The organism is Microbacterium gorillae, assembly GCF_000826185.2.
Classification (GTDB): Bacteria; Actinomycetota; Actinomycetes; order Actinomycetales; family Microbacteriaceae; genus Microbacterium; species Microbacterium gorillae.
On the sequence record NZ_LN648875.1, the window covers coordinates 91167 to 110127 of the forward strand.

21 protein-coding genes are annotated in these 18961 nt (G+C 68.8%); 9 read left to right on the forward strand and 12 right to left on the reverse strand.

The genetic code is table 11. The features are described 5' to 3' along the window. Positions 1–30: 30 nt before the first annotated feature. The 5 genes from BN1193_RS09905 to nrdH all read right to left on the reverse strand — a co-directional run bounded on the left by BN1193_RS09905 (position 31) and on the right by nrdH (position 4467). Positions 31–471, reverse strand: a complete 441-nt coding sequence (locus BN1193_RS09905) for an HtaA domain-containing protein (protein WP_040166096.1) — start codon at positions 469–471, stop codon at positions 31–33. A 146-nt stretch (positions 472–617) separates the two neighbouring features. Further along, positions 618–1595, reverse strand: coding sequence for a class 1b ribonucleoside-diphosphate reductase subunit beta (nrdF, locus tag BN1193_RS09910; protein WP_040166792.1), 978 nt, complete (start codon positions 1593–1595; stop codon positions 618–620). Positions 1596–1636: 41 nt separating this feature from the next. After that, on the reverse strand, positions 1637–3796 hold the full coding sequence (nrdE, locus tag BN1193_RS09915; protein ID WP_040166098.1) for a class 1b ribonucleoside-diphosphate reductase subunit alpha: 2160 nt from the start codon (positions 3794–3796) through the stop codon (positions 1637–1639). Next, the gene (gene nrdI, locus BN1193_RS09920; RefSeq protein WP_052460632.1) at positions 3778–4224 is read right to left on the reverse strand and encodes a class Ib ribonucleoside-diphosphate reductase assembly flavoprotein NrdI; all 447 of its coding nucleotides are present in this window, start codon (positions 4222–4224) and stop codon (positions 3778–3780) included. Before nrdI ends, nrdE begins: the two co-directional genes overlap by 19 nt. Before the next feature lie 9 nt (positions 4225–4233). Continuing rightward, positions 4234–4467: a glutaredoxin-like protein NrdH gene (nrdH, locus tag BN1193_RS09925; protein ID WP_040166100.1), complete on the reverse strand. Its 234-nt coding sequence runs from the start codon at positions 4465–4467 to the stop codon at positions 4234–4236. Positions 4468–4955: 488 nt separating this feature from the next. Here nrdH and BN1193_RS09930 point away from each other — a divergent pair, with 488 nt between their 5' ends. Then, the gene (locus BN1193_RS09930) at positions 4956–6179 is read left to right on the forward strand and encodes an MFS transporter (RefSeq protein WP_040166101.1); all 1224 of its coding nucleotides are present in this window, start codon (positions 4956–4958) and stop codon (positions 6177–6179) included. A 3-nt stretch (positions 6180–6182) separates the two neighbouring features. Here BN1193_RS09930 and BN1193_RS09935 read toward each other — a convergent pair whose 3' ends face one another. Next, positions 6183–6545 carry a cupin domain-containing protein gene (locus BN1193_RS09935; RefSeq protein WP_040166798.1) on the reverse strand — a complete coding sequence of 121 codons (363 nt, stop codon included), beginning with the start codon at positions 6543–6545 and terminating at the stop codon, positions 6183–6185. Positions 6546–6585: 40 nt separating this feature from the next. Further along, positions 6586–7062 carry a hypothetical protein gene (locus BN1193_RS09940; protein WP_040166102.1) on the reverse strand — a complete coding sequence of 159 codons (477 nt, stop codon included), beginning with the start codon at positions 7060–7062 and terminating at the stop codon, positions 6586–6588. A gap of 88 nt (positions 7063–7150) precedes the next feature. Here BN1193_RS09940 and BN1193_RS09945 point away from each other — a divergent pair, with 88 nt between their 5' ends. From BN1193_RS09945 to BN1193_RS09955, 3 genes are all read left to right on the forward strand, one after another. Then, positions 7151–8317: an acyl-CoA dehydrogenase family protein gene (locus tag BN1193_RS09945; protein WP_040166104.1), complete on the forward strand. Its 1167-nt coding sequence runs from the start codon at positions 7151–7153 to the stop codon at positions 8315–8317. Between the two features lie 36 nt (positions 8318–8353). After that, positions 8354–8941 (forward strand): DnaJ family domain-containing protein, encoded by a 588-nt coding sequence (locus BN1193_RS09950; protein WP_040166106.1) that lies wholly within the window; start codon positions 8354–8356, stop codon positions 8939–8941. 69 nt (positions 8942–9010) lie between these two features. Further along, a complete protein-coding gene (locus BN1193_RS09955; RefSeq protein WP_052460633.1) occupies positions 9011–9547 on the forward strand; it encodes a protein-tyrosine phosphatase family protein in 537 nt (178 codons plus the stop codon). 3 nt (positions 9548–9550) lie between these two features. Here BN1193_RS09955 and BN1193_RS09960 read toward each other — a convergent pair whose 3' ends face one another. After that, entirely contained in the window at positions 9551–9823 is a 273-nt protein-coding gene (locus tag BN1193_RS09960) for a metal-sensitive transcriptional regulator (protein WP_040166107.1), read from the reverse strand. Positions 9824–9910: 87 nt separating this feature from the next. On the opposite strand from BN1193_RS09960, the gene BN1193_RS09965 reads away from it, so the two are divergent. From BN1193_RS09965 to BN1193_RS09975, 3 genes are all read left to right on the forward strand, one after another. Further along, positions 9911–11188, forward strand: a complete 1278-nt coding sequence (locus BN1193_RS09965; RefSeq protein WP_040166109.1) for a DUF445 domain-containing protein — start codon at positions 9911–9913, stop codon at positions 11186–11188. Further along, on the forward strand, positions 11188–11598 hold the full coding sequence (locus tag BN1193_RS09970) for a GNAT family N-acetyltransferase (RefSeq protein WP_040166111.1): 411 nt from the start codon (positions 11188–11190) through the stop codon (positions 11596–11598). The genes BN1193_RS09965 and BN1193_RS09970 overlap by 1 nt, the downstream gene beginning before the upstream one ends. Positions 11599–11785: 187 nt before the next feature. Further along, positions 11786–12664, forward strand: a complete 879-nt coding sequence (locus tag BN1193_RS09975; RefSeq protein WP_040166113.1) for an agmatinase family protein — start codon at positions 11786–11788, stop codon at positions 12662–12664. Positions 12665–12931: 267 nt separating this feature from the next. Here the strand turns inward: BN1193_RS09975 and BN1193_RS09980 are convergent, their stop codons facing one another. Next, positions 12932–13516, reverse strand: a complete 585-nt coding sequence (locus tag BN1193_RS09980) for a hypothetical protein (protein WP_195907843.1) — start codon at positions 13514–13516, stop codon at positions 12932–12934. Here BN1193_RS09980 and BN1193_RS09985 point away from each other — a divergent pair. Further along, positions 13515–13988, forward strand: a complete 474-nt coding sequence (locus BN1193_RS09985; RefSeq protein WP_040166117.1) for a SixA phosphatase family protein — start codon at positions 13515–13517, stop codon at positions 13986–13988. The genes BN1193_RS09980 and BN1193_RS09985 overlap by 2 nt on opposite strands. A 47-nt stretch (positions 13989–14035) precedes the next feature. Next, positions 14036–14386 carry an HNH endonuclease gene (locus BN1193_RS09990; protein ID WP_040166118.1) on the forward strand — a complete coding sequence of 117 codons (351 nt, stop codon included), beginning with the start codon at positions 14036–14038 and terminating at the stop codon, positions 14384–14386. A gap of 122 nt (positions 14387–14508) precedes the next feature. On the opposite strand, the gene hutI is transcribed toward BN1193_RS09990, so the two are convergent. Genes hutI through hutH form a run of 3 tightly spaced genes read right to left on the reverse strand, consistent with a single transcriptional unit; the run spans position 14509 to position 18900 of the window. After that, positions 14509–15660, reverse strand: coding sequence for an imidazolonepropionase (hutI, locus tag BN1193_RS09995; protein ID WP_040166120.1), 1152 nt, complete (start codon positions 15658–15660; stop codon positions 14509–14511). A gap of 4 nt (positions 15661–15664) precedes the next feature. After that, complete coding sequence (hutU, locus tag BN1193_RS10000; protein WP_040166121.1) at positions 15665–17329, reverse strand: urocanate hydratase; 1665 nt, start codon at positions 17327–17329, stop codon at positions 15665–15667. Between the two features lie 29 nt (positions 17330–17358). Further along, entirely contained in the window at positions 17359–18900 is a 1542-nt protein-coding gene (gene hutH, locus BN1193_RS10005; RefSeq protein ID WP_040166123.1) for a histidine ammonia-lyase, read from the reverse strand. Between the last annotated feature and the right edge of the window lie 61 nt (positions 18901–18961).

The following is an 18961-nucleotide window of genomic DNA, read 5'->3' on the forward strand; positions in this document are numbered from 1 at the left end:
CCGGTCAGGCTGCGGAGATTCACGTACCGCTCAGAGGCCACGCAGAGTCAGGGGGGCCATCTGGGCGCCGGCATCGTAGCTGTTGAACAGCTCCGCCCCGTCCTCCGTGAGCGAGACGGCATAGACGTCAGGCTCGTCGCCAGAGGCCGCGAGGTGGGCGATCGTCGTTCGCGGCATCTCATGGTCCCCTGCCCAGGGATACTCGATTGAAAGCAGTCCCTCTCCGCCCTCGACGACGACGAGCGGTCGGTCCAAGACGACCATGAGCAGGCCGCCGTGGCCGCTCAGGGTGACCGTTCCCATCGCGGACACGCGAATTCCGGAGTCTCCGCTGTGGGTACTTCCCGGCCACAGGAACGTCTCGTTCTGTCGGACTGCGCCGCCCGCAGCTTCGATGGCCCCATCGGGAAGCGCCTCGACGTAGCGACGAAAGCTCGACTTCACGGGCCAGTCGATCCACAGGCTGGTCACTGCTGAAGCCTCTCGTTCATCGTTCATCGTCTACCAGTCCCACGTTCCGACAAGCCGCCGTCAGCCGCCTCATCGGTGCCGTCCTCCCGAGCGGGGAGCCGAACCCGGACCTTTCATCGCCCCTTTCGGGGCTCGTCAAGGAGCTTTCAGAAGTCCCAGTCCTCGTCTTCGGTGGCGACGGCCTTGCCGATGACGTAGGACGAACCCGAGCCGGAGAAGAAGTCGTGGTTCTCGTCGGCGTTCGGCGACAGGGCCGACAGGATCGCCGGGTTCACGTTCGTGACCGTGGACGGGAACATCGCCTCGTAGCCGAGGTTCATCAGCGCCTTGTTGGCGTTGTAGTGCAGGAACTTCTTCACGTCCTCGGTCAGGCCCACCGGGTCGTACAGGTCCTGCGTGTACTGCACCTCGTTGTCGTAGAGCTCGAACAGCAGGTTGAACGTGTAGTCCTTCAGCTCCGCGCGGCGCTCCTCGGTCTCCTTCTCGAGACCCTTCTGGAACTTGTAACCGATGTAGTAGCCGTGCACGGCCTCGTCACGGATGATGAGGCGGATGAGGTCGGCGGTGTTGGTCAGCTTGGCGCGGCTGGACCAATGCATCGGCAGGTAGAAGCCGGAGTAGAACAGGAACGACTCGAGCAGGGTCGAGGCGATCTTGCGCTTGAGCGGATCGTCACCACGGTAGTAATCCATGATGATCTGGGCCTTCTTCTGAAGGTTCTCGTTCTCCGACGACCACCGGAACGCCTCGTCGATCTCCTTCGTCGACGCGAGGGTGGAGAAGATGGACGAGTAGCTCTTCGCGTGCACCGACTCCATGAACGCGATGTTCGTGTAGACGGCCTCCTCGTGCGGGGTGATCGCGTCCGGGATCAGCGACACCGCGCCCACCGTGCCCTGCACGGTGTCCAGCAGCGTCAGACCGGTGAACACGCGCATGGTGAGCGTCTGCTCCTCCGGCGTCAGCGTGTTCCAGGACTGCACGTCGTTGGACAGGGGCACCTTCTCGGGCAGCCAGAAGTTGTTGACGAGGCGGTTCCACACCTCGACGTCCTTCTCGTCTTCGATGCGGTTCCAGTTGATCGCCTGCACACTGGCGGCGAGCTTCAGCTTCTCAGGGGTCATGTCGTTCTTCTTCGTTCGTTCGAGATCGGCCGGCGTCCGCGTCACAGCATGCAGCTGACGCAGCCCTCGACCTCGGTGCCCTCGAGCGCCATCTGACGGAGGCGGATGTAGTAGATCGTCTTGATCCCCTTCTTCCACGCGTAGATCTGCGCCTTGTTGATGTCACGGGTCGTGGCGGTGTCCTTGAAGAACAGCGTCAGCGACAGACCCTGGTCGACGTGCTTGGTCGCCGCGGCGTACACGTCGATGACCTTCTCGTAGCCGATCTCGTACGCGTCCTGGTAGTACTCCAGGTTCTCGTTCGTCATGAACGGCGCCGGGTAGTAGACGCGGCCGATCTTGCCTTCCTTGCGGATCTCGATCTTCGACGCGATCGGGTGGATCGAGCTCGTCGAGTTGTTGATGTACGAGATCGAGCCGGTCGGCGGCACGGCCTGCAGGTTCTGGTTGTAGATGCCGTGCTCGACGACGGACGCCTTCAGCGCGGCCCAGTCCTCGCGGGTCGGCAGCGTGTGGCCTTCGAACAGACGCTCGACGGTCTCGTTCGAGGGGACGAAGTCGTTCTCCAGGTACTGGTTGAAGAACTCCCCCGACGCATACGTCGAGTTCTCGAAGCCGTCGAAGGCGACACCGCGCTCGATCGCGATCTTGTTCGACGCGGTCAGGGCGTGGAACAGCACCGCCTGGAAGTAGATGTCGGTGAACTCGATCGACTCCGGCGAACCGTAGTAGACGTGCTCGCGGGCGAGGTAGCCGTGCAGGTTCATCTGACCGAGGCCGATCGCGTGCGAACGGTCGTTGCCGTCCTCCACCGAGCGGACGGAGGTGATGTGGCTCTGGTTCGACACCGCGGTCAGGGCGCGGATCGCACTCTCGACGGTCCCGCCCAGGTTCTTGCCGTCCATCGACAGCGCGATGTTCATCGACCCGAGGTTGCAGGAGATGTCCTTGCCGATGACGTCGTAGGACAGGTCCGTGTTGTACGTCGTCGGGGTGTTGACCTGCAGGATCTCCGAGCACAGGTTGCTCATGTTGATCCGGCCGGCGACCGGGTTGGCCTTGTTCACCGTGTCCTCGAACATGATGTACGGGTAGCCGGACTCGAACTGGATCTCGGCGAGCGTCTGGAAGAACTCGCGCGCGTTGATCTTCGTCTTCTTGATGCGCGAGTCATCGACCATCTCGTGGTACTTCTCGGTCACGGAGATGTCGCCGAACGGCACGCCGTAGACGCGCTCCACGTCGTACGGCGAGAAGAGGTACATGTCCTCACCCTTCTTCGCCAGCTCGAACGTGATGTCCGGAACCACGACGCCCAGCGAGAGGGTCTTGATGCGGATCTTCTCATCCGCGTTCTCGCGCTTGGTGTCGAGGAACTTCATGATGTCCGGGTGGTGCGCGTTGAGGTATACCGCGCCGGCACCCTGACGAGCACCCAGCTGGTTGGCGTAGCTGAAGCTGTCTTCGAGGAGCTTCATCACCGGGATGATGCCGCTGGACTGGTTCTCGATCTGCTTGATCGGCGCGCCGGACTCGCGGATGTTCGACAGCAGCAACGCCACGCCGCCACCGCGCTTGGACAGCTGCAGGGCGGAGTTGATGCCACGGGCGATCGACTCCATGTTGTCCTCGATGCGCAGCAGGAAGCACGACACGAGCTCGCCGCGCTGCGCCTTGCCGGCGTTGAGGAAGGTCGGCGTGGCCGGCTGGAAACGACCGGAGACGATCTCGTCCACGATCTGTTCGGCGACCTTCTGGTCGCCGTCAGCGAGAGCGAGCGCGCTCATCACGACGCGGTCCTCGAACCGCTCCAGGTAGCGCTTGCCGTCGAACGTCTTCAGCGTGTAGCTGGTGTAGTACTTGAACGCCCCGAGGAACGTGTCGAAGCGGAACTTGGCCGCGTATGCGCGGTCGTTCAGCGCCTGGACGAACTCGAACGGGTACTTCTCGAGCACCGCGCCCTCGTAGTAGTCGTTCTCGACCAGGTACTCCAGCTTCTCCTTCAGCGAGTGGAAGAAGACGGTGTTCTGGTTCACGTGCTGCAGGAAGTACTCCCGCGCGGCGCGACGGTCGGCGTCGAACTGGATCTTCCCGTCCGCGTCGTACAGGTTCAGCATCGCGTTCAGCGAGTGGTAATCCATCCCGTCGTACGCGGGGTTGTGCTTGAAAGTGGCGACCTCGGTCACTGCTGCTTCCACCATCGTTCCAATCCGTCGCTCACGCGATCGATGTCATCCGGCGTGCCGAAGAGTTCCACCCGGTACAAGTGCGGCACGTTGCACTTGCGGGCGATGACGTCACCGGCGAGACAGAACGCCTCGCCGAAGTTCGTGTTCCCCGCGGCGATCACGCCGCGGATCAGGGACCGGTTGTGCTCGTCATTGAGGAACCGGATGACCTGCTTGGGTACCGCACCGTGCCCGTCCCCGCCGCCGTAGGTGGGGGTGACGAGCACGTACGGCTCGTCCACGACGAGCGCCTGCTCTCTTGGGAAGAGCGGGATGCGCTCCGCCCGCAGGCCCAGCTTCGCCACGAAGCGCTCCGTGTTACCGGAGACGCTGGAGAAGTAGACCAGGAGCGGAGCGTCCGTCGCAGTGCGTCGGACCTCTGCGAACGCCAGGGCCGACATGAGGGGCTCTCAGGCGAGACGCGAGGCGAGCTCGTCGATCTTGTCGGGACGGAAGCCCGACCAGTGGTCGCCATCGGTGATGACGACGGGAGCCTGCATGTAGCCGAGGGCCTTCACCTGCTCGAGAGCGGTGGGGTCCTGCGTGAGGTCGAGAACCTCGTATTCGATGCCCTTGGAGTCGAGCGCGCGATACGTCGCGTTGCACTGGACGCAGGAGGGCTTGGTGTAGACCGTGACCGACATGTTGATCGTCTTTCCCCTCTGATGATCTTGTGATTCCGGCAGCACCGCCGCCGGAGCTCCAATACTACATATGGGTGTCGACATTGGGAGTGACCACAAGAGGTAGTAGTTACATTCGTGTAGTTATCCACCTGTCTCCACAGGGTTAAACACAGCTTGTCCACCGTTTCTTCCACAGGTTCGGCGGTCGACGCGCTGGGGTTAACCCGCGTTTTCTCAGGCGTGTCGGAAGCCCCGGCCGGATTCGTCCACAGCTCGGACGCTACGCTGGGCCTCCGACACCGGAATCGTTGTGGACAGGACCCGTCGGCGTGTCGCGGCGTGTCGCGGCGAACCCGCACCGCCGTCCGGTCCGCGGGTTCCGAACACAGCGTGAAATCTGTCCGAACGCCACCCCCGCGAACCCGCTGCGATCCGCACCAGGACACGCTTCGGGGGCCGACCGCGCCGGGTGTTTTCACACGCTCGCAGGCCTAAGATGGAACCTCGTGGCCGGATACAAGGAACTGCTGCGAACGTCGGGCGTCGCGCGCATCATCATCGCTCAGCTGGTGGCTCGTTTCCCCAATGGGATGACGAGCCTCGCGATTCTCATGCACGTTGAGCAGATGACCGGTTCCTACGGACAGGCGGGCCTCGTACTGGCGGCCACCTCGATCGGTCAGGCCATCTCCGGACCGGTCACGAGCCGATGGATGGGTCGGTGGGGCATCCGTCCCGTCCTGACCCTCACCACGCTCATCTGCGCGGCCGCCATCGCGGGCATCGCCCTGGGGCCCAGCGTGCTCGGTCTCTACATGGCGCTCGGCGCGATCGCGGGCCTGTCCTCCCCGCCGGTTCAGTCGGCCGTACGCACCATCTACCCGAAGATGGTCAACTCGACCAAGCTCACGCCGCTGTTCTCCCTGGACGCCTCGCTCCAGGAGATCATCTGGATCGTCGCGCCGGTGCTCATCACCCTGGTCGCCACGAGCATCTCGACGGTCGTCGGCCTGCTGCTGATCGTCGCGATCCTGCTCGGCGGCGGAGCCTTCTTCATCCTGCTGCCCGAGGTCGGCCGGGTGCGCATCCCGCGCAGCCGCCGCGCGTTCGGCAAGGTGCTGGCCCGGCCGGCGGTGCTGCTGGCGACGGTCGTCGGGTTCCTGCTGGTCGGCGCCTGCGCCGCCGTCGAGACCGGCGTCATCGCCACCTTCGGCCACGGCGGCCTCGAGGCCGGACTCGTGCTCGCGGTCTTCTCGGTGGGATCGCTCGCCGGCGGCCTGGTGTCCGGATCCATCCCGATCGGTCCGTGGGCGATGGCGCGTCGCCTCATCATCGTGACGGTCGGACTCGCCGTCACGCCGTTCCTCGTCAACGCCCTGTGGGGCGGACAGGCGATCGCGATCGGCACCGCCCTCACGATCGCCGGCATCGGCGTCGCCCCGGCCCTCGCGGTGCTCTTCGCGATGACCACCGCGAGCGTGAAGTTCTCCGACACCGCCGAGGCGTTCGGCTGGGTCGGCACCGGCCAGCTCATCGGATCGGCCGCAGGCTCCGCCGTCGCCGGTTTCCTCATCGACGGCATCGGGCCGCAAGGCGCGTACATCGCGGCGGCCTCGTTCGCCGCCGTCGGCGCGATCGTGTCGATCGTGTTCGTCCGGGGATTCCCGGACCTGCGCTACCGCGACCCCTCCCCTCTGCCGGACACCGGCGTCATCCAGACGGTCCTCTGAGGCTCAGTCGAGTTCGCGCACGCGCGAGGTGAGCTCGCCGCCCGCATCTCCGGTGTTCACGGTGCCGGCCAGCTCGATCAGGATCGCCTCGACCGCCTCCGCCGCGACCGGTCGATGCTCGACGCCCCGCGGCACGACGTAGACGTCCTGCGGACCGAGGTGGACCTCGCCGTCGCGCAGCTGGATGACCAGGTGTCCTCGGATGATGAGGAACAGCTCGTCAGAGTCCGCATGGGAGTGCCAGACGAACTCGCCGTGCAGCTTGACCACCTTCACGTCGTGGTCGTTCACGGTCGCGAGCCGATGCGGTTGCCAGGCCTCGGTGATCGTCTGCAACGCCGTGCTGAGATTGCGAACATCCGTCATGCGGCGAGCATAGGCCGCACGCGCGCCACCGGGAGAGGTGTCATCCCGCGAGCGCATGCAGCGCGAGCGGGTACCAGTGCTTCCGCGCGAGCGGCGAGCGCGCGTCATCGACCGCCACCCACTCTCCGCCGATGATCGGGGCGTCCGCCGCACGCCAGACCCCGAAGTGCGCGTACGGTGTGGGCCACGGATAGTCCGGGGTCCCGACCGCGACTTCATTGCGCACGACCCCGAGGAAGCGGACCATGCCTCGCGGGCCGAGGACCTCGTCTGCGAGAGCGCGGATCGTCCGCTCGCCGCGGGCGTCCTCCCCGGGGACGGCGCGGGTCGGGAGATCGAGGCTTGCGGTGTCTTCCCGCGGCACGCAGAACGCCGAACGGTCCCGGAGGATCAGCAACCGCACCAGGCACATCGGGTCGGGCGGAGACGGGAGCACCAGGACGTCCGCCCGCCCGCCGTTCGGCAGCCAGGGTGCCGGCGCGACGGTCGCGATCGACTGCGCACCCCCGGTCACCATGCGGCGAGCCTACGGGAGCAGACGGGTCCGGCACACCGCGACGGCGGCGGACCCGCCCGTCCGAGCCGCGACGCGGAACAATGGAGGCATGACGACCGCGACGTTCGATCCCGCGCAGTACCTCCCCGACGACCTCCTCGAGCGCATCCGCGAACGCGCGGCGCAGGTCGATGCCGACAACGTGTTCCCGCAGCAGGACCTCGACGAACTGCGTGACGCCGGCTACCTCGGCATCCTCGTCCCGACCGATCGCGGGGGTGCGGGGCTGTCCCTCGCTCAGGCCGCGGTTCTGCAGCAGAGGCTCGCCGGTGCTGCTCCGGCCACGGCGCTGTCGATCAACATGCACCTGGTGTGGACCGGGGTGGCGAAGGTCCTGCGCGACCGCGGCATCGACGACCTCGCGTTCGTGCAGACCGGAGCCGCGGCCGGCGAGGTATTCGCGTTCGGCATCAGCGAGGCCGGCAACGACCTCGTCCTCTTCGGCAGCGACACCGACGCGGTCCCCCAGCCGGATGGTGGCTACGCGTTCACCGGGACGAAGATCTTCACCTCGCTCGGCCCGGTGTGGACGCAGCTCGGCCTGCACGGCCTGGACACCTCCTCCCCCGATGGCCCGCAGATGGTCTACGCGTTCGTCCCTCGCACGGACGCCGTCGTCACGCGCGACGACTGGGACACCGTCGGCATGCGCGGATCGCAGAGCCGGACCACGGAACTGCACGGGGCCGTCGCGTCCGCCGATCGTGTGGTCCGCCGCGTCGCCCCCGGCCCCAACCCGGACCCGATCGTGTTCGGCATCTTCAGCGTGTTCGAGATCCTGCTCGCCTCGGTCTACACCGGCATCGCTCGTCGGGCCCTGGAGCTCGCCGTCGCCACGGCCGAGAAGCGCCGCTCGAAGAAGTCCGGCAAGACCTACGCGCAGGACCCGGACATCCGGTGGCGCATCGGCGCCATGTCGCTCGCCTACGACGCTCTGCCACCCCAGATCGCGACGATCGCCGCCGATGTCGATGACCTCGTCGACCACGGTGGGCAGTGGTTCACGAAGTTGTCCGGCGTCAAACACCGCGCCGTCGTGATGGCGAAGGACGTCGTCGATCAGGCGATCCTCGTCGCCGGTGGATCCAGCTATTTCAACCGCAACGAGCTGTCCCGGCTGTACCGGGACGTGCTCGCCGGCCTCTTCCACCCGTCCGATCCGGAGTCGGCGCACGCCACCGCCGCGAGCGCCTGGCTCGGTCCGATCGAGGAGTGACGACCCCGCGGCGCACAGGTCCGGCAGAATGAAGACATGAGCGACGACCCGCGAACGGCCGCGGCTCGCTACCTGCAGCAGCGTGCGGACGCGGCCGGTGAGAACCAGCACGAGCCCGAACCGGACGCAGCGGGTGGGGTACCGGAACCGCCCCAGCCCACGCTGGCCAGCGCGAGCACGGCGACGGATCGTGCCGCCGTGGTGGAGACCGCGATTCAGCAGGCCATCCGAGCGGGGGCGTTCGATGACCTCCCCGGCGCCGGCAAACCGATTCCGGCGCTCGGCACGAGTCACGACCCGGACTGGTGGATCCGGCGCAAGATCCAGACCGAGGACCTCCGCGGCCTCGGCCCGGTGGCACTCACGCTTCGGGTTGAGGACCGGGAGTTCGCGGACCGCCTCGACGCCCTTTCGCGTGAGTCGGAGGTCCGGGACGCCATCGAAGACTTCAACGCCCGGGTGAAGCGCGCGCGCATGCAGCTCGAGGGCGGGCCGCCCGTCGTCACCGCCTTGCGCGACGTGGAAGCGGAGGTGGCGGGCTGGCGGGAACGTCGAACGGCCGTCACGGAGGCTCCGAGTGCGGAGCCACCCGTGGCGCGACGCCGCTGGTTCCGCCGCGGCTGAAGGCCGGGGTCACGCGCGGGCGTCGTACCCCGCCGCGCCCCACCCGAGCACGAGCCTAGGATGAGCGGCATGTCCGGTCCGCGCCTACCTGCACCGGACGTCGCGGTGCCCACCGAGGCGCCGTGGCTGTGGTACGCGAGCGTGACGGCACCTCGGCTGGCCGGAATGGCCCGCCCACCGGCCGGGTTTCCATTCGATCTCTTCGGAGATGCCGGCTTCACCGACATCGTCTGCCTGCTGGACGAAGTCGGCGACGACCCTGCCCCGTTGCGCATGCATCATCACCCGCTCACCGACCTCGTCGGCGGTCGGCTCCCCGCCAACCCGGCGGCCGAAGCCGCGAGCATCGCGGAGGCCGCCTCGCTCGTCCGGACGCTCCGCCGTGCGGGCCGGTCCGTCGTCGTGCACTGCGGACTCGGCAACGGCCGCACCGGAACCGTCATCGGTGCCGTCCTCGTCGCCGAGGGCACGGATGCGCCCGCGGTGATCAGGTGGCTCGATGCGGTCCAGAGACGGCGCGGGATCGCGAGCGGGTGGCCGGAATCACCGTGGCAGTCCGAACTGCTGGTCTCCCTCGCACCGAGGGGTGACGAGTCGGCGGAGTGAACGCTACTTGCCGGCGGCGTCGAACGCCTTCAGCATCTCCTCGATGGCCTGGTCACGCTGCTCGCCGCCCTCGCCGATCATGTGGCTGATGTGGGTGCGGAGATGGTTCTCCAGCAGGAGTTTGTTCAGCGACTCCAAGGACCGCTGGATCGCGCGGGACTGCGTGATGATGTCCATGCAGTAGTCCTCGTTGTCGATCATCTTCGCGAGACCGCGCATCTGGCCCTCGAGGATGGCGGTGCGGTGCAGCGCGCGCTTCTTGATGTCTCCGATCACCGCCTCAGATTACTCCCGCAGACCTCCCCCGACCCGCGATTCGTGGCGAGAGTCCGCGCCTGGGCCACGGGTGGAAGGATGAGTGCCATGCCGCACACACCCACCGAGCTGCTCTCCCCGGCCGACCAGGAGCGTCGGCGGGCATTGCGCCTGATGAAGTCGGTGGCCCTCGGGGCGCTGATCGCCATGGCGATCGTGTTCGCGGTGGCCTTCGTGCTGCAGCGTGAGTACGCCGGGTGGGGCTACGTACGGGCCGCGGCCGAGGGCGGCATGGTCGGCGCGCTCGCCGACTGGTTCGCCGTGACGGCGCTGTTCCGCCATCCGCTCGGCATTCCCATTCCGCACACCGCGATCATCCCGAGCCGCAAGGACGAGATCGGACGGACGCTCGGCGAGTTCGTGGAGACGAACTTCCTGTCCGGTCCGGTCGTCCGGGACAAGTTGGAATCAACCGCGATCGCGTCGCGCCTCGGCGGCTGGTTGCGCGAACCGGTCCATGCGGCGCGCGTCGGATCCGAGGCGTCCGCCGCCGCGGTGGGGGTGCTGCGCGCGCTCAGCGACGACGACGTCCAGGACCTCATCTCGGACCTCGCCCGCGAGCACCTGATCGACACCGATTGGGCCTCCCCGGCCGGTGCGTGGCTGGAGCGGGTGGTGGACGCCGACGCGCAGCGTCCGGCCGTCGACCTCGCCGCCGACACGGTCGCGGCGTGGCTGCGGTCGAACCAGGCCGCGTTTGAGGGCCTCGTCTCCCGTCGCCTGCCGGGCTGGGTGCCCCGCGTCGCTCATCGACTCGTCGATGACACGGTCTACAAGGAGGCGGTGAAGTTCGTCGACGCCGTGCAGCGGGACCCGAACCATCCCGCCCGCCACGCGATCGACGGCTACCTTGCCAAGCTCGCGCAGAACCTCCAGCACGATCAGGCCACGCGCGAGAAGCTCGAGGGCGCGAAGTCCGCGGTGTTCGATTCCCCGAAGGTGCGACAGCTCGCCTCCAGCGCGTGGCACACCGTGAAAGAGGGTCTGATCACCGCGTTGGAGAATCCGGAGAGCACCCTGCGGACGCGCATCGATGCGGCACTGACCGAGATCGGCACACGCCTGAACACCGAGCCGGCGCTCCAGCGGCGCGTGGACACCTGGGTCACCGACACCGCCGTGTTCGTCGTGGACCGCTACCGGCACGACATCGCCAGCATCATCACCGACACCGTCGAGCGCTGGGACGCCAGCGAGACCACGGAGAAGATCGAGCTCATGGTCGGGCGCGACCTGCAGTACATCCGCCTGAACGGCACGATCGTCGGCGCGCTGGCCGGTGTCGCGATCTACACCGTCGCGCAGCTCATCTTCCCGGGGGCCTGATGTCCGTCACGATCACCGCTGAGCTGCCCGCTCCGGACGAACTGGTCGCGCTGTACGGCGCCGTCGGGTGGACGGCCTACACCGCGGACCCCGACCGCCTGGCCGCGTCCGTCGCCGGCTCCACTCTGGTGCTGGCAGCGCGCGACGAAGCCGGCGCACTCGTCGGTCTCGCGCGGACGCTGTCCGACGGACACACCATCGTGTACCTGCAGGACATCCTCGTGGACCCCGCGCACCAGCGCGACGGCATCGGCGGCGCGCTGCTGGACGAGGTGCTCGCCCGCGCCGACGGCATCCGCCAGATCGTGCTGCAGACCGACACCGACCCCGGCCAGCGGGCCTTCTACGAGTCCCGCGGCTTCATCGAGAGCCACGACAACGGCCTGCGCTCCTTCGCGCTGCTGCGCTAGGAACCTGCCGGAGCGAGGGGTTCGACGCAGTTGCCGGCGCCGTCGAAGCAGTGCACGCGTTCGTAGCCGGAGAACGTGAGCCTCTCGGCCTGGTCCAGTGTGACGTTTTCATTGCGGCGTCCGGAATCCCAGACACTTGCGGTCTGCGTCCGCGGACACGCGATCCGCCCCGCAGTAGCGTGGCGGCATGGCACTCTCGCACGATCCGCTCTGGCCCCGCGCCGGCTCGTGGCCGGCACCGTCCGGCCCCGCCGACCTGACGATCCTCGGGGTGCCCGCACACCTCACCTCGCTGTCGCCGACCAACGCGCACGAGACCCCGGCGGCGGTCCGCGACGCGCTGCAGCGCTACTCCCCCGCGCTCGTGGAGCAGGGCGAGCCGATCGACCTCGGCGCGCTGCGCTTCGCCGACGCCGGCGACATCGTCGACCCGGACTCACCCGAGGGTGAGGACCGCACCCGCGCGCGCGTCGCCGAGCTGGCCGCGCAGTCCCGTCTCGTCGTCGCTCTCGGCGGCGACAACAGCGTCACGTACGCCACCGCGCAGGGGTCCGGCACGGAGGCCCTCATCACCTTCGACGCGCACTACGACCTGCGGGACGGTGTCTCCAACGGCTCCCCCGTCCGACGCCTGCTCGCGGACGGACTCGACGGGCGCCACGTCGTGCAGATCGGCATCGCCGACTTCGCGAACTCCGTCGCCTACGCCGAGCGCGCCCGCGAGCACGGCATCACCGTGATCGGCATGGACGAGGTCCGTCGCCGCGGCATCGACGACGTCGTGGCGCAGGCGCTCGAGGTGGTCGGCGACCGGCGCACGCACCTCGACATCGACGTGGACGTCACCGATCGCGCGGCTGCTCCGGGGTGCCCGGCGAGCCTGCCCGGCGGCCTGCACCCGTGGGAGCTGCGCGCTCTGGCCCGCGGCATCGCCCGGCATCACTCCGTGGTGTCCGCCGACATCGTGGAGATCGACGCGACAGTCGACGCCCCGGACCAGCGCACCGTACGCCTGGCCGCCCTCTGCGTCCTGGACCTCGCCGCCGGCCTCGCCCTCCGCGCCTGACTCTCCGCCATCTACCGGCCCCCGGTTGTGCCAGCTCGCCAGTTGTGCCGGCCCCGAGGTTGTGCCGGCCCCCGAGTTTCGCAGGAAGTCAAGTGGTTGCGCAGGATCGTCGGCACCGGATTTGCGCGGAATCCGTCATCGCTGATCCTGCCGAACCGACTCGATCCTGCCGAACCGGCTCGATCCTGCCGAACCGGCTCGATCCTGCCGAACCGCGGGGTGAGATGACCCGCCGACAAGCGGGGCCCGCCGAGCGAGAACTGGGGCTCAGTGCTGATTGCCGTGGACGACGGCCCAGCGTGAGGTCGCGGGGTCGACGAGCACCGGCACGGACGGCAACGAACCGTTCTCCAGTCGGCGCATCGTCGCCGTGTCGCTGCACACGTGTTCGACCCGGAGGTGGGTGCCATCCGGAAGCGGCACCTCGAGCTCGAGCGCGGCGTTCGTGGTCATGCCGTCCGACCGATCGCGGTGCCGGAGCACGACTGCGCGCACCGGAACTGCCACGCTCCGGAACTCCGTCGTCGCGCGGGCATCGGCGTCGGCGTTCCAGGCGGATGCAGCCAGCAGGAACAGGACGGCTGCGGCGGGGACGATGAGCAGCATCCAGAGCCACGCCCACGGACCGTTCACCACTCCGATCAAGACGCCCAGACCGAGCAGCGCGACGCTCCCCACCGCGCACTGCGGCGCGACGAACAGACGTTGCTTCCTCGCCTCCGCGGGGGTGATCAGCTCGATCTCGCGGGCCCCCTCGTCCATGCCCTGATCGTAGGGGTTGCCCGCCCGGAAGTGGTCGAAATCGGCGAGCGACCCCGTCCCCCTGCCACCGCGCCCGTACGATGACGCCATGGTGACCCTCGCGATCGTCCGGCACGCCAAGAGCGACTGGGACGACCCCTCCGTGTCCGATCACGATCGGCCGCTGAACGCCCGCGGACGCCGCGACGCCCCGCGCATGGCGGCACTGCTCGCCTCCCGGCCGTGGCGCCCCGAGGCCATCGTGACGAGCACCGCGGTTCGCGCCCGCACCACCGCGGCCGAGTTCGCCGCGGCGATGAACGTCCCGCTCGAGGAGGATCCGGAGCTGTACGGCGCCGGGGCGCAGACGCTCCTGGACACCGCGATCGCGCGCGGTCACGACGTCATGATCGTGGCGCACAACCCGGGCATGAGCGTGCTCGGCCGTCACCTGTCCACGAAGGTCCCGCTGATGCCGACGTGCGGGGTCGCGACGTTCACCTGGGACGAGGACGACTGGGCCGTCGCGTTGAAGCACGCCCCGCTCCGGGTGACGTACGACATCCCGGAGCACCTGTCCTGACGGCGCGGTGCCCTCGGCGGCGGCGGTGTCGTCCCTAGCCTGGAAGAATGCCCGCTCCGAACTCGCGCCGTGCCCGCGCGGCCAAGCGCCGCACCCGCCGGGTCGCCGCGTCCGGCAGCGATCTGACCGAGGCCGAGTGGTTCCGGATCCTGGACGCGTGGCAGCGTTGCGCGTACTGCGGCGCCGACGGCGTCGCGCTGCAGAAGGACTGCGTGCTGCCGATCTCCCGCGGCGGCCGATACACGCTGGAGAACGTCGTGCCGGCCTGTCGGTCCTGCAATGCCAGCAAGTGCAACGACGAGGTCACCGGCTGGATGCGTCGCAAGCGGCTGGACGAGGCGACGTTCCTGCTGTTCTGGGCCCAGACCTGCGCCATCTTCCGCCGCGCCGATGCCTGACCCGGTCACTGCCACGTCCGACACTGCCGCCGAGTGATCCCTGCCGCGAATGGGAGCGAGCGCGAGATCGCTCACACCTGCGGCAGGTCCGATGACGCGGAACTGGCGCAGGTGGGAGCGAGTCAGCCGCCGAAGACTCGGGAGACGAGCGGAACGCCGGGGCGGTAGGCCAGGTGATTCCGGCTCGGGGCGCGCAGCACGGCGAGGTCGGCACGGGCTCCGACGCGGACGATCCCCACGTCGTCCCGGCGCAGCGCGCGAGCGCCGCCGGCGGTCGCGGCCCAGACGGCCTCGGACACGCTCATGCCCATCTCTCGCACGGCGAAGGCGACCATGAGAGGCATCGAGGTGGTGTAGCTCGTGCCGGGGTTGCAGTCGCTCGCGAGGGCGACTGTCACGCCCGCGTCAAGCAGACGGCGACCGGACGGGTACGGGTGCTTCGTGGAGAACTCCACACCCGGCAGCAGGGTCGCGACGGTGTCCGAACCCGCCAGCGCCGCGATGTCGTCGTCACTGAGGTAGGTGCAGTGGTCGACGCTGGCCGCGCCGAGCTCCACCGCGAGCGCCGCACCGGGACCCTCGCCGAGCTGGTTGCCGTGCACGCGCGGGAGCAGGCCCGCGGCGATTCCTGCCTCCAGGACCGTCCGCGACTCGTCGGCGTCGAACGCGCCCCGCTCGCAGAACACGTCGATCCACTTCACGTACGGACGCACCGCCGCGAGCATCGGACCGATGACCAGGGCGACATAGCCGGCACGGTCATCGGCGTATTCCGCCGGCACGACGTGGGCACCGAGGAAGGTGACCTCCTCGGTCGTCTCGGCCGCGATGCGCGCGAGGCGCGTCTCGGTTTCGACGTCCAGGCCATAACCGGTCTTGACCTCCTGGGTGGTGGTGCCCTGCTCGCGACTCTCCGCGCGCAGGGACACCAGCCGGGCCCGCAGTTCATCGTCCGTCGCCGCCCGGGTCGCGGCCACCGTGGTGCGGATGCCGCCGGCGGCATACGGGGTTCCCGTCATGCGCGCGGCGAACTCCGCCGACCGGTCACCGGCGAACACGGTGTGCGAGTGCGAGTCCACGAACCCGGGAATGACGGCGGCCCCGTCGACGTCGATGCGCTCATCGGCATCGGGGGCGGACACGCCTTCCCCGATCCAGGCGATGAGGCCGTCCTCGATCACCACGGCCGCGTCGTGACGCGTGCCGCAGACGTCCTCACCGTCTGCGACGTTCGTGGTGAGCTCGCCGATTCCGGTCAGCAGGGTCGCCGTCATCAGATCACGCCTCGTCCAGCATCGGGACCTTGAGGCCGCGCTCGCGAGCGATGTCCTTCGCGTGATCGTAACCGGCGTCGACGTGACGCATCACACCGGTGCCGGGGTCGTTGGTCAGCACGCGCTCGATCTTCTCCGCCGCGAGATCGGAGCCGTCCGCGACGGTCACCTGACCGGCGTGGATGGAGCGGCCGATGCCGACGCCACCACCGTGGTGCAGCGAGACCCAGGAGGCACCGGACGCCGTGTTCAGCAGCGCGTTCAGCAGCGGCCAGTCGGCGATCGCGTCGGAGCCGTCCTTCATCGCCTCGGTCTCGCGGTACGGGCTCGCGACCGAACCGGAGTCGAGGTGGTCACGGCCGATGACGATCGGCGCGGACAGCTCGCCCGAGGCGACCATCTCGTTGAACTTCAGGCCCGCCAGGTGGCGCTCCTTGTAGCCGAGCCAGCAGATGCGCGCCGGCAGACCCTCGAAGTGGATCTCCTCGCCGGCCTTCGCCAGCCAGCGCTGCAGACCGGCGTCGTTCGGGAACAGCTCCGCGATCGCGCGGTCGGTCTTGCGGATGTCCTCCGGGTCGCCGGACAGCGCGGCCCACCGGAACGGGCCACGGCCCTCTTCGAACTGCGGACGGATGTACGCCGGGACGAAGCCGGGGAACTCGAACGCGCGGTCGTAACCGCCGAGCTTCGCTTCGGCGCGGATCGAGTTGCCGTAGTCGAAGACGATCGCGCCGCCGTCCCGGAACTCCACCATCGCCTGCACCTGCAACGCCATCGACTCGCGTGCGCGGCGGGTGAACTCTTCCGGGTCCGCCTCGGCCGCAGCCTTCCACTCCTCGACGCTGATGCCGATCGGCAGGTACGCGAGCGGGTCGTGGGCGCTGGTCTGGTCGGTGACGATGTCGATCGGCACGCCCCGACGCAGCAGCTCCGGGAAGATCTCCGCGGCGTTGCCGACGATGCCGACGGACAGCGCCTCGCCGGCGTTGCGCGCGGCGACGGCACGCTCGATGCCGTGATCGAGGTCGGTGGTGTACTCGTTCAGGTAGCCGTGCTCGACACGGCGGGCCAGGCGGCTCTCGTCGACGTCGACGATGATGACCGCGCCACCGTTGAAGGTCACGGCGAGCGGCTGCGCGCCGCCCATGCCACCGGCGCCGCCGGTCAGCGAGAGGGTCCCGGAGAGGTCCTCACGGCCGAGCTTGCGGGCCACGGCGGCGAAGGTCTCGTACGTGCCCTGCACGATGCCCTGCGATCCGATGTAGATCCAGGAACCGGCGGTCATCTGGCCGTACATCGTCAGGCCGAGCGCCTCGAGGCGGCGGAACTCGGGCCACGTGGCCCAGTCACCGACGAGGTTCGAGTTGGCGATGAGCACGCGCGGTGCCCACTCGTGCGTGCGGAACACACCGACCGGCTTGCCGGACTGCACCAGCAGCGTCTCGTCCGGCTCCAGCTCATCGAGCGTGCGGACGATCGCGTCGTACGCGGCCCAGCTGCGCGCGGCACGACCGGTGCCACCGTAGACGACGAGGTCTTCCGGGTGCTCGGCGACCTCGGGGTCGAGGTTGTTCATCAGCATCCGCTTGGCGGCTTCGGCACCCCAGGACTTGGCGGTGCGCTCGTTGCCGCGCGGGGCGCGGACGGTGCGGGGTTCGTGCGTCGTCATGACGGACTCCTTCGTCGTGGAAATCTGGATCAGGCGTGGGCGAGACGGTCCCGGACGAGGCACGCGAACGCGCCGTCCTGAACCTGGGCGGTGACGTGCTCGATGTCGGGCGAGACGTAGTGGTCGGGGCCGGGGCCGGCGACGTTCTCGCGGACGAGGTCGCGCGCGGCACCCGTGACGGGGCTCGCCTGCAGCGGGGCGCGCAGGTCGAGCGCGCGGGCGCCGGTGATGATCTCGATGGCGAGAACGCGGGCGAGGCCGTCGATCGCGCGACGGAGCTTGCGGGCGGCGGCCCAACCCATCGACACGTGGTCCTCCTGCATCGCCGAGGACGGGATCGAGTCGACCGACGCGGGCGTGGCAAGGCGCTTCAGCTCGGACACGATGCCGGCGGCGGCGTACTGCGCGATCATCAGGCCCGAGTCGACGCCGACCTCGTGCGCGAGGAAGGGCGGCAGGTCGCGGTTGCGGGCGACGTCCAGCGCGCGGTCGGTGCGGCGCTCGGACACCGAGGCGAGGTCCGCGACGGCGATCGCGAGGAAGTCCAGCACGTACGCCACCGGGGCGCCGTGGAAGTTGCCGTTGGACTCCAGGCGCCCGTCTCCGGTGAGGATCGGGTTGTCCACGACGGAGGCGAGTTCGCGGTCGGCGATGAGCTGTGCGTGCGCCATCGTGTCGCGGCCGGCACCGTGCACCTGCGGCGAGCAGCGCAGCGAGTACGCGTCCTGCACGCGGCCGTCCTCCGGACCGGCGTGGCTGTGCACGATGGGCGACTCGCCGAGGATCGTGCGCAGGCGCAGGGCCGATTCGGCCTGGCCGACCTGCGGACGCATCGACATCAGTTCCTCGTCGAACACCTTGTCCGTGCCGAGCTGCGACTCGACCGACATCGCGGCGGCGAGGTCGGCGGTCTCGAACAGGGCGTCCAGGTCGTGCAGGGCCAGCGAGAGCATGCCGAGCATGCCGTCGGTGCCGTTGATGAGGGCCAGGCCCTCCTTCTCCTTGAGCTCCAGCGGCGCGATACCGGCGGCGGCGAGCGCTGCGGCGGCATCCTGCTTCTCCCCGTTCACGCGGACCTCGCCCTCCCCCATCGCGGCGAGGGCGATGTGGGCGAGCGGGGCGAGGTCGCCGGAGCAGCCGAGCGAGCCGTACTCGCGGACGATCGGGGTGATGCCGTTGTTCAGCATGGCGACGTAGGTCTCCACGACGACCGGACGGACACCGGTGTGGCCGGAGGCGAGCGTACGCAGGCGCAGCAACTGGAGGGCGCGGATGACCTCCTCCTCCACCTCCGGACCGGTGCCGGCGGCGTGCGAGCGGATGAGGCTGGCCTGCAGCTGCGCCCGACGGTCCGTCGTGATGAAGGTCGTCGCGAGCGCGCCGAAGCCGGTCGAGACGCCGTAGTGCGGGTTCGGGTCGTCGGCGAGCGCGTCGATGCGGGCGCGGGCGGCCTCGATGGCGGCCAGGGCATCCGGGGCGACGCTCACGGGCGCGTGGTGACGCGCGACCGCGACGACCTCGTGGACGGTGAGGGGCGCGAGGCTCAGGGAAACGGTGGTGGGGTCGCTCATGCCTCGATTTCACACCGTGCGGTTGCGCACCGCACCACGTCGCGGGGATGATGTGTCTGGG

Coding starts and splice junctions, on each gene's coding strand:
- nrdF (WP_040166792.1), bottom strand. CDS start 1,595: ATGACCCCTGAGAAGCTGAAGCTCGCCGCCAGTGTGCAGGCGATCAAC.
- nrdE (WP_040166098.1), bottom strand. CDS start 3,796: ATGGTGGAAGCAGCAGTGACCGAGGTCGCCACTTTCAAGCACAACCCC.
- nrdI (WP_052460632.1), bottom strand. CDS start 4,224: ATGTCGGCCCTGGCGTTCGCAGAGGTCCGACGCACTGCGACGGACGCT.
- nrdH (WP_040166100.1), bottom strand. CDS start 4,467: ATGTCGGTCACGGTCTACACCAAGCCCTCCTGCGTCCAGTGCAACGCG.
- BN1193_RS09935 (WP_040166798.1), bottom strand. CDS start 6,545: ATGACGGATGTTCGCAATCTCAGCACGGCGTTGCAGACGATCACCGAG.
- BN1193_RS09940 (WP_040166102.1), bottom strand. CDS start 7,062: ATGGTGACCGGGGGTGCGCAGTCGATCGCGACCGTCGCGCCGGCACCC.
- BN1193_RS09945 (WP_040166104.1), top strand. CDS start 7,151: ATGACGACCGCGACGTTCGATCCCGCGCAGTACCTCCCCGACGACCTC.
- BN1193_RS09950 (WP_040166106.1), top strand. CDS start 8,354: ATGAGCGACGACCCGCGAACGGCCGCGGCTCGCTACCTGCAGCAGCGT.
- BN1193_RS09955 (WP_052460633.1), top strand. CDS start 9,011: ATGTCCGGTCCGCGCCTACCTGCACCGGACGTCGCGGTGCCCACCGAG.
- BN1193_RS09965 (WP_040166109.1), top strand. CDS start 9,911: ATGCCGCACACACCCACCGAGCTGCTCTCCCCGGCCGACCAGGAGCGT.
- BN1193_RS09970 (WP_040166111.1), top strand. CDS start 11,188: ATGTCCGTCACGATCACCGCTGAGCTGCCCGCTCCGGACGAACTGGTC.
- BN1193_RS09975 (WP_040166113.1), top strand. CDS start 11,786: ATGGCACTCTCGCACGATCCGCTCTGGCCCCGCGCCGGCTCGTGGCCG.
- BN1193_RS09985 (WP_040166117.1), top strand. CDS start 13,515: ATGGTGACCCTCGCGATCGTCCGGCACGCCAAGAGCGACTGGGACGAC.
- BN1193_RS09980 (WP_195907843.1), bottom strand. CDS start 13,516: ATGGCGTCATCGTACGGGCGCGGTGGCAGGGGGACGGGGTCGCTCGCC.
- BN1193_RS09990 (WP_040166118.1), top strand. CDS start 14,036: ATGCCCGCTCCGAACTCGCGCCGTGCCCGCGCGGCCAAGCGCCGCACC.
- hutI (WP_040166120.1), bottom strand. CDS start 15,660: ATGACGGCGACCCTGCTGACCGGAATCGGCGAGCTCACCACGAACGTC.
- hutU (WP_040166121.1), bottom strand. CDS start 17,329: ATGACGACGCACGAACCCCGCACCGTCCGCGCCCCGCGCGGCAACGAG.
- hutH (WP_040166123.1), bottom strand. CDS start 18,900: ATGAGCGACCCCACCACCGTTTCCCTGAGCCTCGCGCCCCTCACCGTC.